We start from the raw sequence: 15062 nt of genomic DNA on the forward strand, positions 1-15062 counted from the left end.
TCGAACTACACAGTGGCAAACTCGACCACATCAGCAGTCAAGAAACAAATGATGGTGGCAATGACCAAATCACCACAGGCATAGGTAAAGACACCGTAATAGCAGGAGTGGGTGCCGACATAGTAAGTGCTGGAGAAGGCAATAACCAGGTATTAGGTGATAGTGGACGCATTGATTATACTCAGGGTACGGGTACTCTACTGCGACTGGAAACTACCAGTTCAAACTTGGGTGGTAATGACCAAATCAGCACTGGTACAGGAGCAGATGTAATCCTAGCTGGCTTCGGTACAGACACCGTAAATAGCGGCGCAGGTAATGATATCGTCCTGGGTGATAACGGTTGGGTGGATTATGTCATTACCGACAATAATCCCAATGATATTGACCAAATTACCGTAGTCGATCCGGCAATTGGCGGCGGTGATACCATCAATGCAGGTGCAGGAAACGATCTAGTGATTGCAGGAACGGGTAATGATGTAGTCAATGGCAGCAATGACAATGACCTAATATTTGGTGATCATGGTCAAGTGACGGGTGATATTGACCTTACTTTACTGCCCTTAAATCAGTCTAATCATCCCTTTGTCTTTACCTCTATCTTTACTCAAAACAGCGAAGGTGGTGGTGCAGATACGATTTTCGGAGATGCAGGTGATGACATTATCATTGGCGGACAAAGTGAAGACATTCTGCGTGGTAACGATGGTGATGATGACCTAATAGGAGGTCACAATGTCGCTGGTGGTCATGATACAGGTGACAAGATTGATGGTGGAGCAGGCAATGATGCGATCGCGGGTGATAATGCCAGCATTCTCCGTAAGGGTAATGCAATTAGTAGCCGTTTCCGTACCCTGTCCGGTGGACTTATCTATGACAGCAACGATAATCCCCTAGTAACTGGTACAGCCCGATCTAATCCTAGCGGAGCATCAGAACGAATTATCAACCTACTAGATCACAGCGACACTACCTCTAACCAACTATTCGGCAATGACTACATCGCTGGAGGAGCGGAAGCTGACACCATCTTCGGACAATTAGGAAATGATACAGTCCAGGGGGATGGCTCCATTGACTTAGTTGTAGGAGCTTTCCGTAATAGCGACGGTACTCTGACTGTGAGTGCTTCTAGTGAAGCCGCTACCGATGGAGATGACTACATAGAAGGTAATGGCAGCAATGATGTGATCTTCGGGAATCTAGGACAGGATGACATCATTGGTGGTAGTTCTAATCTGTTTGGTTTAACACTTGCTAGCCAGCGTCCTGACGGCTCAGACCTGATCTTTGGTGGTGCAGGCACAGATATTACCCGTAACAATATCGGTGATGGTTCACCCGGTCGAGATGCAGACATGATTGTTGGGGATAATGCCAATATCTTCCGCTTACTAGGTGCAAATGGTCAGTATCTCACCTTCAACTACGACAACGGCACATATAACTCAGTTCGACTGATTCCCAGAGCCGTAGAATTACTAGACTACACCGAGGGTGGCTTAGATTATAGTGCTAGTGCTACCAGCGATCGCGGTGCAGCCGATGAAATTCATGGTGAATCTGGTAACGATGAAATCTATGGACAAGTTGGTAATGATGTCCTATTCGGCGAAGGGCAAGACGATAACATCATTGGTGGTGCAGGACATGATTGGATCTCTGGTGGTGCAGGGCAAGATGGTGTAATCGGTGATGACGGACGCATCTATACCAGTCGCAATGGTACAGCAGAAACCCTCTACGGAATCGTCGCCACAACCCAACAGTTCATCAGTACGCCAGGTAACGTCCAGCAAGCCACCATCAACGTGACAGGTGCATTGAAGAAAACGGTTAATCTCACACCGTTTAACCTCGATCCCAATACAACAAGTCAAAATCCTCTCTTTGATCCTCAATTCGCTGATGACATTATCTATGGAGGTCTGGGCAACGATTTCCTCCACGGTGGTGCAGGGGATGATGGGATCTCCGGTGCTGAAGCCATGAGCCAGTTTTATGACAAACCCAGTAATCCCGGTAATATCTTGGCTTACAATCCCACTACTGGCGAATTTGCAGCCTATGACGAATTTAACCCATTGACCAAGGTTAATAACTTCTTCCTCAACTTCAGTACCACCGAAGGCGACACAGTTACCTCAGCAAGTTATGGCACAGTCAACAGTGACGGCAATGATGCCATCTTTGGAGACTTAGGTAATGACTGGTTAGTAGGTGGTACAGGACAAGATAACCTTTATGGTGGCTGGGGTGACGACCTCTTAAATGTTGACGATAACCTCGAAACCAATGGTGGACTGAATAACACTCCTGATACTCACCCCTCCTATGAAGACCGGGCCTTTGGCGGTGCTGGAAGGGATATATTAATTGCTAATACAGGAGGCGATCGCTTAATTGACTGGGCTGGCGAATTTAACAGTTATGTCGTACCCTTTGCACCCTTTGGATTGGGAACGGTCAGCCGTTCACTGCAACCCCAGTTAGCCGAATTTCTCTATGCTCTCTCCCAAAGCGATGGTGCTGATCCCACCCGTGCTAACGATACCGGGGCTGATCCTCTCCGCAATGGTGAACCGGAAGGAGAACTGGGTCTAGTCCGACAACAAGATTCTGCTTGGGGCAATCAAACAGGCGCGCCCAATGATCCTCAAACAAGTAATATTTCTGGTGGTAGTCGTGATGTCCTCCGCTCATCTAACTTTAATGACAACCAGTTCCAAGCCTTAGCCGTTGATAGTGGCAGTTGGCAAGTAGTCAACGGTAAATTACAAGGTCTTGCTAATTCATCGCAGGCAGATGCTGTAGCAGTTTATGATATCGGAACACCACTTCCAAGTTACTTTGAGGTGCAAGCTTTAATCAATGTCATCAAACCCACTTCAGGTTGGAAAGGAAATTCCTACATCATCTTTGATTACGTTGGCAAGACAGATTTCAAGTTTGCGGGTATTGATATTTCCAATAATAAGTTAGTGATAGGTCATCGCACAGCTTCGGGTTGGTTGGTGGATAAACAAACACCTTTCCAAGCAAAACCCAATGTATTCTATAACCTATTGCTATCCGTCAATGGATTAGCTGTTTCCCTGGTAGTTGACAATACTAATGTCTTTAGTCACATTTATAGCCCAAGGATGATCGACGGTCATAGCTATGGACTAAACTGGGGTTTAATCGGCTTCGGTTCAGATCAATCAGAAGGTTCTCTCGATAATATTGCAGTCCAAGTGCTTCCTCCTGCTGCTAAGTACCAAAATCTGGAAGACTTAAGTGACGGTGTGGCAAATCTCTTTACCGGAGGCAGTACAGGAACTTGGGCGGTGCAGAATGGACGCTTGACAGGAACATTACCAACTAACGGTAATCTTGCTTATAATTTGATGACTTTACCCAATGTCAACAGCATCAACACTAATTCGATGTTGGATCTGTCTGCCATTGTGAATACCTCAACCCGTGCTGGTTTCATCTTTGACCGCAATGCTGATAGCTTTAAATTTGCCGCGATCGATGCTCCGGCTGACCAAGTTTTAATCGGACACTATACCCAAAAATCAGGTTGGGTCGTTGATCGAGTTGTCTCACGGGTAATCAATACCAACACCGATTACACTCTTGGTGTTACTCTCAGAGGTGCAACAGTAAATGTCACCCTCAATAGTCAAACCGTGGTCAGTCACGCCTTTAACGCGGTTACTGTTGATGGCAAGTTTGGTCTATTTACTCAGAATGGAAGCAGTGGATTTGACAATATTTCTGTGAAAACCAATGATCCCGTCGCTGGAGGTGAGAATCTCTTAGCTGCTAAAGCACCTGCCTCTGTAAGGAATACAACGCCCTTAACTCAAGCAGACTTAGCGCCAATCGTAGCTGAGGCTAAACGGCGTTGGATAGATTCTGGACTGTTATCGGCAACTGCGATCGCTAATTTAGATTTAGTCCAGTTTCAAGTAGCTGAATTAGATGGTTTAATTCTAGGTCGCACTGAAGGCAATACAATTTTACTAGATAGTAATGCGGCTGGTTATGGTTGGTTTATTGACACAACACCAACCAGAGATGAGGAGTTCCGCAGAAAATCTGATCAGCAAAGTGCAACAGCCAAGATTCAAGGGGACGCATCTGGTAAAATCGACTTACTGACAGTGGTTAGCCATGAATTAGGTCATATTTTAGGATTTGAACATGACCTGATTGAAGGTAGTCCTGACCTGATGGATGAAACCCTAACAGCAGGAACAAGGCTCAATCCTCCTAAAAAGTCTGCTTAGAAAAACTAGATTCCAGAGCAGCCACAATGGTTAAATGCCATCAAAAAAAGATTTTTTAATAAATAATTAAAAGGAGTTAACCTTTGGCAAAACAATTACTCATCTACGAACAAGTCATGCCGATTTCTAAACAACGACACGCTGATTTGTCTGTAAAAACTGGTACTGATTATTCCTTTGCTAAAACTATTAATTCTGTACCGTTAATGGCGGTAGAATTTCCTAATGCGGCGGCGGGATACCCCATTGTCTTTGCTGGAACAGAAACCGAAATTATGCCCGTTGTGATTCTGGGAATTGATGATGACAACCTCTACATAACTGAATCAGGGCAATGGACAGATGAATACATTCCTGCTTTCATCCGCCGCTATCCTTTTGTTTTTTCTACTCCCAATGAAGAGGGTAAATCCAGTCTTTGTATTGATGAGGAATTTTCTGGTTGTAATCAGGAGGGAAGAGGAGAAAGATTATTCGATAGTCAAGGGGAACAAACTCAATATTTACAAAATATTTTGGGTTTTCTCCAGCAGTATCAGGCTCATTTCCAACGAACTCGAATTTTCTGTCAGAGACTGAAGGAATATAACCTATTAGAACACGCTCGCGCACGACTGACTCCGCCATCAGGAGAACAGCGATCGCTGAGTGGGTTCATGCGTGTCAATGTCGAGCGACTTAAAAGCTTGACAGATGAACAGATTCTCACTCTGGTACGCACCGATGAACTGGAATTAATCTACCTTCACCTGCATTCTCTGCGTAATCTCTCTGTAATCGCCAAGCGGGAGTAATATCTATTCCGCTTACATCGGTATTCTTCTCTGAATATTTCCCTGGCAATATCAATATCTTCGATGTATGGCAGATGACAGTTAACAGGTGACAGTGCTAAAAGCCTTTGAGCGTCTCAGTTTTAATGTTAGTTAATGTCCTAACCGCTCTGTCTATTGCTATCAATATAAGTACCGATGTTACCAGATTCGATATGAAATAATTAGGGCAACCACATAATATAAATGTGGTTGCCCTAATTTATCTCTTCCACTCTCTAATGTGCGAAATGACGCACGCCTGTTAACAGCATTAATAAGCCTAATTCATTAGCGGCTTTGATGGAATCTTTATCGCGCACACTGCCCCCTGGCTGAACTATAGCGGTAATACCTGCTGCGGCTGCGGTTCTGATTGTATCGTCGAAGGGGAAGAAGCCATCACTGGCCAGGAATGCACCTTTGGCCTTTTCTCCAGCTTGTTCTAGGGCAATTTTGGCGGAACCCACACGGTTCATTTGTCCAGCCCCTACTCCCAAGGTGGTGCGGTCTTTGCTAATTAAAATGGCGTTAGATTTGACATGTTTGCAAACTTTCCACGCGAATAGCAATTCAGCTAATTCACTGTATGTGGGTTGACGATCGCTCACTACTTGCCATTTACTGGTGTCAGCAATGATATCGTCGGCTGTTTGCACTAGGAAACCACCGGCAATGGCTTTGACTGTTTCTTTAGGACCACTGAGTAAATCTGGTAAAGTTAAAACTCGGACGTTGCCTTTTTTGGTGAGAATTTCTTGAGCTTCGGAATCACAACCAGGAGCAACAACACATTCTAAAAAGGTTTTCGTTAATTCTGTAGCTGTAGCTGCATCAATAGCTCGGTTTAAAGCAACGATACCACCAAAGGCAGAAACTGAGTCTGCATTGAAAGCTTTTTGATAGGCATCGAAAATGGTTTCTGCTTCTGCTGTACCACAGGGGTTGGTATGTTTGATAATGGTGGCGGCAGGACTTTCTGTAAATTCAGCAATGATGCGCCGTGCTGCTTCTAAATCCACTAAATTATTGTAGCTCAGTTCCTTGCCTTGCAATTTAGTGGCTGCGGCCCAACCTGTCGGTGTAGTGCCGGTTTGATACCAACCTGCTTGTTGATGGGGGTTTTCACCGTACCGCAGGGATTGGAGTTGTTGACCAGACAGGGTGTATTGTTGGGGTAAGGTATCAGGATTTTCTAATTCTCCCAAATAAGCAGCGATCGCTCTATCGTAGTTAGCAGTATGTAAAAATCCCTTCAAAGCACACTTTTGGCGAAACTCTAAAGAAGGTTCCCCATTTTGCCGTAATTCTTGCAAATATTCGCCGTATTGGGCAGGATCACATAATACTGTCAGGTGAGCAAAATTCTTGGATGAAGCCCTTAACATTGCGGGGCCACCAATATCAATTTGCTCAACAGCTTCAGCTAATGTCACACCTGGTTTAGCAATAGTTTGCTCAAAAGGATAAAGATTCACCACCACCAAATCAATGGGACGAATTTGGTTAGCTTCCAAATCTGTGATATCTTGTGCCACATCACGCCGTGCTAAAATTCCGCCATGAATGCGGGGATGGAGTGTTTTCACCCTGCCACCTAAAATTTCCGGTGAACCTGTGTATTCAGAAACTTTAGTAACTGGGATACCAGCATCTTTCAAAGTTTTGGCTGTTCCCCCACTGCTGATGATATCAAAGCCAAATTCTTCTACCAAGCTACGGGCTAGGTCAATTACACCAGTTTTGTTAGATACACTCAGCAGGGCTAAACGCGCCATAATTCCCCAGTTTCCTTTGGATTAAAAATATTGACAGATTGTAGGCAGAAGATTATTTTACCCAAAGGGTGAGATAGATGAGCATCTATCCTGCAATTCATTGTGTTTATTGCAAGATACCCAGTTTCCCAGCGACCAATGATGCGATCGCTACTACTAATGACACAATAAAGGCATTCCGAGTAGCAGGGGCAATCTGTGCTTGGCTGCGCTCTTCATCTGTTTGTGCTTGCAAAAACCTTTGTCTTTGTATGAAAAAATAAACTATTTGCAGCACAATTAATAAACTCAAAGGGATAAAAACCCAGCGACTAACTGCTACTAATCCCACACCTGTTAATAGAGTTGATATAGAAATCAACAATAGAAATCTACTAACTAACCTATCTTCTTTTTCTTGGGTAATTAATTCTAGAGCATTGTCAATAAAATTAGCCTGTCTGGCTTGTTGGAGTGTAAACACACCCCCCACTACCCAAAAAGCACCAAAAATCCGCAATGACCATTTCAAAAATAACATTAATATTATTTCCTTAAATTCGCAATTTCCCTATTCTTTTATTACTGATACTATAAAAATGTCCAGTTTCAATTAAACCTTTTCCTTGGCAGGAGTAGCAATACCACGCCTTAGTAAATCCGCTTCTAAATTCTTAATAAACTGCAAATCTGCCTCTAATAAAGGCTTGTCATGATTATACTGAGGGTACTTTTCTAAAAAACTAAATGCCTGACGAAATTGGTTCCCATTGGTATGAATAGGCGCATCAAAGTGACAAGATATAATATGTTGAAAATCCCAATTAGCGATTGTTTCTGCCCATGCTAACACCTGTTGAGGCGCTTGGGGCAAAATGAGAATTTGCAAAATAGGTGCTACAAAAGGACGACCCTGACCATGAAGTGCTGCAAAAGTCGATTGCCAATTATCTTGCCAGCGAAAGGGATAAAAGCCAAAATAAACTTTAGCTGACCTATCGGGTGCGGTTTTGGCAGCCTTCCACATTGCTTGTAAACTAGAGATTTCCACAGCACTAGGACGAAAGTAAGTAGCAAATATGGCTATTCTTTGCCACCCTTGCCGACGGTTAAATTCGTTATCTTCTAAAGGTTGTTGGGCATTTTCTCTAGCATGAAATAGTAAGGGTTCAGGATATAAATGTAATATTTCTGGTGGATTTTCGGGAATTGAAACTATAGTATCTGTAACCAAAAGATAACCAGATGCTTTGTGAAGTAATGCGACTTCAACAAAAGAACCGCGTCCCAAATTAATATCTAAAATAGTATAATTAAACTCGTTACCAAAGGGAGCTTGATCACTATCTTCAGGTAAGACAAAAGTGCGTTTTTGAGGAAAACCAAACCAACTTAAAGGTAAGTTAAATGGAAAACTCCATTGATGGGGTGCAACGTAAACTAAGGCTTGGGGAAATTTTTTCGCAAAAGGCCCGACAAAAATTTTATGTTCTAAACCAGAACTGGTTGGTAACAAAATGTACTTAACTTCACCATGTTTGATTGCCAATTCTTTCACTAACCGCACACATTCTCTAGTCGGTGCAACTGGTGCATAAACTAAAAGACCACCTGCTTGTAATTTAATGACGGTCATACGAATAGGCACAATAGTGTAGAGAATGCCTTGTACCTGTTCAAATGTCCAAATAGTATCCTTAACTATTTCTCGACGGATTGTTCGCCTTTGTCCATAGGGATATAGTGGTAAAGCAGGCCAAAAAGGCCATGACCAATCTCGCGAATATTTTGATTGTTCTTGTCCCTGAGTATTCATGGTTGTGCAGTGAAGGTTTTTGGTTTGAGGAAATACCCAAAAATCAGTTACCTCACAATTTTAGTAGACTGACACAGCTAATTTTTGAAAATTCAACCTATAGCCTCATCATCTATTATGGCCATATTTTAATTTTAGCTTTGCCAGCCGACTAAATTTAATCTTCTGCTGGTAATCTATACCAACCATACCAATGGAGAACTCCTAACCAAATAGCTGAGAGCAACCCGGCTAGACTTAATGTTAAACCACTATAAGGTACTAACAGACCAAATACTGGTAATATTGCACCAGCAATTGTACAAATAATTGCTGCTAAAGCAGCACGAGTATTTGAACCTAAACCCCAGGTTAAAAAGAGTAACAAGATAGAAATCATTGTCCATGCAAAATTGGGATTCATTAATCTAGCCATATAGGTTAATGTCAGTAGACAAGCAAAGAAGATACCACCAGCGATAGTCACATTTTTTAAACTCATCTTGAGAGACAAATACAATAGCAATATCCACCATAAAAATATGGCAGGTGCTAAGAGTAGTAACCGGGGAATAATGCCAGTATCTTTAATAGCACCAGTGCTAGTAAATATGCCAAAGGGATTTTTAACGGACACGTTTTCATCAAAAATCCAAGTAAATTCTGTACTACGTCCATCATATTTTACGGAAGTAGGAACAATACCGCTGGCAAAATCTGGAGAATTAAAATTAGCAATAGCTGTGAGGCGAAATTTAGAAAGTAATTGACCTGCTGAATCATATACCCAGCGTGGGCCTCCTTGGGCTTGATAAGTGACTTTAAAAGTAGTTTCCTGACCTGGTTCTAACTGAAAAGGAAAGCCATAATCACCAGGGTTAATTTGTTTTAATCTAGTGCCATCCCGTTCTACTTTATAGCTAGATAAGAGTGAGTAACCGTTGGGTGGAGGAGCTTCAAAGAAGAATCTGTTAATATTTTGGAGTGTATTGGCAACTTTATATTCTGCGGTGTAGTCTACTTTATAAACTGAACTACGTCCTTGAACATTTACAGTTTGGTCAATGTTAACTTTAATTTGGGAACCAGATAAAGTTAAGAAACGATTGACCTTTTGGGTATCATTAACTTTAACTATTTTGCCGTTGACTTGGGTGTTGTAGGTGTAAGGTTCTTCGACGATATAACGTATTTGGGGGGCTGTTTGTTCAAGTTTATCTCCAGCTACACTTTCGGCAACTTGAGCAACTTTTGCTTGTTCCCAATGATGATAACGATTACCTAAGGTTGAACAAAGGAAAAATCCAGTAATTACGATGACTAAAATAAGAGCTAGATGCTGGAGTCCTTGGAGGATTTGCGAGTAATGCCAAGACCACTTACTAAAGAAAACCGCTTGTTCTCCACTGTTGCGACGCAGGGAAAAGCTGATAAGGGCGATCGCTACTCCCAATGCTATCACTAAGAAGACAAGTAATAATGAATTTTTGAGCAATTGATGACCAAATTTCAATAACTCATGAGGATGTGTTAAGTCTGGTAAACCCGGAATACCTTGAGCAGGAGAATACATTGGTAGATATTGCTATAGTTTGCATTATGTAGACAAGTTATAACTACAAAAGTTTCTCAGTCTTTTTCGGGAGGGTAGATATTCAGGTAATTGTTGAGTAATATTTACAGTTTTGTTTATAGTGTGGAAAATAATTTTTAATGAAAATTAAAATAAAGCTGCATAAAATTAATAATTAACCGCAGATAATTAGGGAATAGTGCTAACCAGCAGCACAATTATTTTATTGAGATATATTTATCAAACTTTGATATTAATTGATGCCCTAACCTGAAGTTTGTTCAAATTTTTCACCTGCTCGCTATCATCAGGATGGAGACGAATTTTCACTTTTACAACTCTCACATCTGCTTTAGCGGCAGGATCATCGTTGACAATTCCTGGTTTATCAATTTGCAAGCCAATCTGATCAACTACACCTTTAAGTTCTCCTGTAAATCCTCCGTATTCGCTGACAATTGTAGCTGGTTGACCGACCTTTACATATTTAATATCGCTTTCGTAAACTTCTGCTAAAACATACATTTGTTGAGTCTGTCCAATGTCTAAAATGCCAGTATTATCGACCATTTCACCTACTTTCGTATGGATATTGAGGATTTGCCCAGCTATGGGAGCGACTATATAAGCTAATTCCAGATCAACTTGTGCCTTTCTCAATTGAGAAATGGACTCGTTTAACTCTGCTTTAGCTACTAAAATATCTGTTGGTTTGACGTTTTTGAGACTTTCTAGAGTAGCTTGAGCACCATTAATTCGCTCTTTAGCTGTAGTAATTTGTTGGTTTAGTTTTGCTTTTGCTTCTTGCAAATTTTCTTTCTCAATTTCTACCTGGAAGCGTTTATTTTCGGTATCAGCAGCGGAAACAGCTCCATCTTGAGATAGTTTCTTGTATCGTTCATAGTCATTGATAGCTTTAGATAATTCCAATTCCTGACGGGCAATTACAGCTTTTTGAATCTTGACATTTGTAGTTAATTCAGCCTCGATTTCTGTAACTTTCTTTTCTTGAGCTTGAATTTGTCCTGACTTTTCACCAGCTTCTACTTGAGCTAGACGAGATCGCGCTACAGATACCTTAGCTTTAGCATTTTCCAGCAAAGCTTGATTCTGTTTAAAGTTATCCATAATCGCCAAAACTTGACCTGCTCTGACTGTTTGCCCTTCCCGCACACGCAATTCTGCTAAACGCTGATTAGCTATGGGAGCAGCAAGACGAATAATATCTCCTTGAGGTTCTATACGACCTAAAGCTGTGACAAAACTAACAGATAGTTCCTGAACTTTTGTTTTCTGGTTGCTATCCTGCTTAGGTTTGAATAGGTGACGTGAATTTATACTGAAAATGGCAATGCTACTAATAGTACCAATAGATAACAACAAAACTATGACTTTGATATTAAGTATAAATTTTTCGTTGCTCAGTTTCATCTTGACCATATATTTACTGTTTAAATCTTTAGTTGCGAATTCTCAGGAAAAATTTTGATATTCTCAAAAATAGAAGTTAATAGCCATATAGCCTACATTTAAGCAAAATTTGAGGAAATTTTGTCATAACCACTATTTGAGTAGATGTCATAATGATAACCTCCTCCACAAAATCCAACTTTCCTATTCACGGTAAAAATCTTGTAGACTTATTACAGCAACGGGCAAAATACCAGCCAGACAGTAAAGCTTATCTCTTTCTTGAAGATGGAGAAAGAGAAACGGGTTGTTTAACCTATAGGGAGTTAGAACATCAAGTAAAATCTGTTGCGGCCTATCTCCAAACTATTTGTGCACCAGGTGAACGAGCTTTACTACTTTACCCATCAGGACTGGAATTTATTGTGAGTTTTTTTGCCTGTCTCTATGTTGGTATTATTGCTGTTCCTGCTTATCCACCTAAACGCAACCAGAAATTATCCCGCTTACAGGCAATTGTTCAGGATGCCCAAGCGACATTATTATTAACTACCGCAGATATTGTTCAAGTCATTACCCAAACAGACAATACCTTTACACATTTACAGTGTATTTTAACTGATCAGATAGATACTAATACTGAGAAATTTAGACCTGTAACCATAGAAGCACATAACACAGCTTTTTTACAATATACCTCTGGTTCTACAGGTACTCCCAAAGGTGTGATAGTTTCCCACGGAAATTTATTTCATAATTGTCATGTCATTCAACATAGCTATCAAGAAAGTGCTGAAGGTATAGTTTTAAACTGGTTACCTCTTTACCATGATATGGGCTTAGTAGGGGGAACTCTCCAACCTTTATTAGTAGGATTTCCGGTAATACTAATGTCACCAATGGCATTCTTACAAAATCCACTGCGTTGGTTGAGAATAATTTCTACCTACAAAGTTACAGTAACTGTCAGTCCCAACTTTGCCTACGATCTTTGTATTCAAAAATTCAACCCAGAGCAATTCACCAATCTTGACCTCAGTAGTTGGCAAATTGCTATTAATGGAGCAGAACCTATACGTGCAAAAACTCTTAATTCTTTTATTAAAACATTTGCCCCTTATGGATTTAGTTCCAGTGCTTTTCGTCCATCTTATGGTATGGCAGAAGCTACTTTATTAATAACGGCTACTACTAAAGTCAAATCTCCAGTAATTAAAGTTTGTGATGCCAAAGCTTTCAAGGAAAATCAGATCATTAGTTGCTCTACAGAAAATCAAAATTCCCAACAAATAGTCAGTTGTGGTTATCCTTGTCTTGGTCAAACTGTGGTGATTGTTGATCCTGTTTCCTTAACTAGATGTGCAACAGGGAAAATAGGAGAAATTTGGGTGAGTGGTGAGAGTGTAGCCCAAGGATATTGGCAGCAAGACGAACTGACAGAGCAAACATTTAATGCTTATTTGACTGATACAAAGGAGGGGCCATTTTTGCGAACTGGGGATTTAGGATTTTGGGATGATGAAGCAGGATTATTTGTCACGGGAAGGATGAAAGATATATTGATTATCCGGGGTCGTAATTATTATCCTCAAGATATTGAAAAAACTGTAGAAACTAGTCACCCGGCATTAAATGTTCATGGTATTGCAGCTTTTTCTATAGAAAGAGATGGAGATAATCGTCTATTTATTGCTTGTGAAGTCAAGCGGACTTATCTGCGACATCTTCAAGTAGAAGCAATAGCAAAATCTATTAGACAAGCGGTGTTGAAGGAACATGACCTGCAAGTTAATCAAGTTTTATTACTGAAACCAGGAACTCTACCTAAAACCTCTAGTGGTAAAGTACAGCGTTTTCTCTGTCGTGAAGCTTTTCTTGCAGGTAGTTTACAGTTAGTAGGGTCAGAATTAATAGATAATTCTTTGCCAATGGCAAAACTGGAACAGTATTCTGTAGAGTCAATTCAAAACTGGATTTGTCAATGGTTAGCAGCAAAATTAAAGCTTTCTATCCAATCAATTGACCCGAATGAATCCTTTGCTGCTTATGGTTTAGATTCGCTAGGAGCAGCCCAATTTATTCAAGATTTAGAAAAATATTCAGGATATGCTATTGATATTTCTACACTGCAATCATTTGGTACTATTGCTAATTCAGCGCATTATTTATTCGAGAAAAAGAATGCTGATATGAACCAACCCACATCACTAGAAATGCCCGCAGAATTTTATCAAATAGAATCTTTCCCTGAATATCTTAAATTACAACAACAATTAACTCAAATTAAAAACTTAGGAATCCCTAATCCTTATTTTAAAGTCCAAGAATCCATAAATATAAATTTTACTCAAATTCAAGGTCGCACATTAATTAACTATTCAAGTTATAACTATTTGGGTTTATCAGGAGAAGCGGCAATTTCCGCAGCAGCAAAATCAGCCATTGATGACTATGGTACATCAGTTTGTGCTAGTCGGTTAGCATCGGGGGAACGTTTACTTCACCAAGCATTGGAACAGGAATTAGCAGATTTTATTGGTGTAGAAGACTGTATTGTATATGTCAGTGGTCATGCTACTAATGTAACTACAATTGGTCACTTGTTTAATTATCAGGATTTAATTGTTTATGATGCCTTGAGTCACAATAGTATCTTACAAGGCTGTATTTTATCTGGTGCTAAAGCTGTAGCTTTTCCCCATAACGATTGGCAAATGTTAGATAAAATACTACAAGAGCAACGCCAACATTATCGACGGGTTTTGATAGTGATTGAAGGGATTTACAGTATGGATGGGGATATCCCCGATTTACCGCGATTTATTGAACTCAAGCAACGGCATAAAACCTTACTGATGGTAGATGAAGCTCATTCTATTGGTGTCTTAGGTGAATCTGGACAGGGTATTGGTGAGTTTTTTCATGTCGAGCGAAATCAGGTAGATTTGTGGATGGGGACATTAAGTAAAGCCTTTGCTAGTTGTGGGGGATATATTGCTGGTTCTAAAGCTTTAGTAAATTATTTGAAATATACTGCTCCTGGCTTTGTTTACAGTGTAGGATTATCTCCTGCAAATACAGCTGCGGCTTTAGCATCTCTGCGTTTACTGAAATCAGAACCGGGACGAGTGAAAACTTTGCAACTGCGATCGCATCAATTTTTAAAGCTAGCTCAAGCACAGGGTTGGAATACATCAACAAGTCAAAATTCTCCCATTATTCCCATTGTGGTAGGAGATTCTCTGACTTGTATTCAATTATCCCATGCCCTCTTTGCAGCAGGAATCAATGTTCAACCAATGATTTATCCAGCTGTTGCTAATGATGCTGCTCGTTTGCGGTTTTTTATTAGTTGTTTGCATACGGAAGCACAAATTCATCAAACCATCGCTGCTTTGAACAAATGCCCGATTTCTAACTGATAGTGAA

Annotated in this window: 8 protein-coding genes; 3 read left to right on the top strand and 5 right to left on the bottom strand. The window is 40.7% G+C overall.

Features of this window, described 5'->3' with window-relative positions; genetic code table 11:
* Both H6G73_RS24925 and H6G73_RS22840 read left to right on the top strand, forming a co-directional pair.
* Positions 1-4286: beta strand repeat-containing protein (locus tag H6G73_RS24925; protein WP_190608619.1), on the top strand; the 4286-nt coding region annotated here is incomplete at its 5' end.
* An 83-nt stretch (positions 4287-4369) separates the two neighbouring features.
* Entirely contained in the window at positions 4370-5080 is a 711-nt protein-coding gene (locus H6G73_RS22840) for a SapC family protein (RefSeq protein ID WP_190608621.1), read from the top strand.
* 257 nt (positions 5081-5337) lie between these two features.
* Here the strand turns inward: H6G73_RS22840 and purH are convergent, their stop codons facing one another.
* The 5 genes from purH to H6G73_RS22865 form a co-directional block, all read right to left on the bottom strand.
* Positions 5338-6876, bottom strand: a complete 1539-nt coding sequence (gene purH, locus H6G73_RS22845) for a bifunctional phosphoribosylaminoimidazolecarboxamide formyltransferase/IMP cyclohydrolase (RefSeq protein WP_190608622.1) — start codon at positions 6874-6876, stop codon at positions 5338-5340.
* Positions 6877-6982: 106 nt separating this feature from the next.
* Entirely contained in the window at positions 6983-7396 is a 414-nt protein-coding gene (locus H6G73_RS22850) for a hypothetical protein (protein ID WP_190608624.1), read from the bottom strand.
* A 72-nt stretch (positions 7397-7468) separates the two neighbouring features.
* The gene (locus tag H6G73_RS22855; protein ID WP_190608626.1) at positions 7469-8671 is read right to left on the bottom strand and encodes a DUF4336 domain-containing protein; all 1203 of its coding nucleotides are present in this window, start codon (positions 8669-8671) and stop codon (positions 7469-7471) included.
* Between the two features lie 157 nt (positions 8672-8828).
* The gene (locus H6G73_RS22860) at positions 8829-10223 is read right to left on the bottom strand and encodes a hypothetical protein (protein WP_190608627.1); all 1395 of its coding nucleotides are present in this window, start codon (positions 10221-10223) and stop codon (positions 8829-8831) included.
* Positions 10224-10463: 240 nt separating this feature from the next.
* Positions 10464-11654, bottom strand: coding sequence for an ABC exporter membrane fusion protein (locus tag H6G73_RS22865; RefSeq protein WP_242034289.1), 1191 nt, complete (start codon positions 11652-11654; stop codon positions 10464-10466).
* A 152-nt stretch (positions 11655-11806) separates the two neighbouring features.
* On the opposite strand from H6G73_RS22865, the gene H6G73_RS22870 reads away from it, so the two are divergent.
* The gene (locus H6G73_RS22870) at positions 11807-15055 is read left to right on the top strand and encodes an aminotransferase class I/II-fold pyridoxal phosphate-dependent enzyme (protein ID WP_190608630.1); all 3249 of its coding nucleotides are present in this window, start codon (positions 11807-11809) and stop codon (positions 15053-15055) included.
* The last annotated feature ends 7 nt before the right edge of the window (positions 15056-15062 follow it).

The sequence above is a fragment of the Richelia sinica FACHB-800 genome (assembly GCF_014698825.1).
In the GTDB taxonomy this organism is placed as follows: Bacteria; Cyanobacteriota; Cyanobacteriia; order Cyanobacteriales; family Nostocaceae; genus FACHB-800.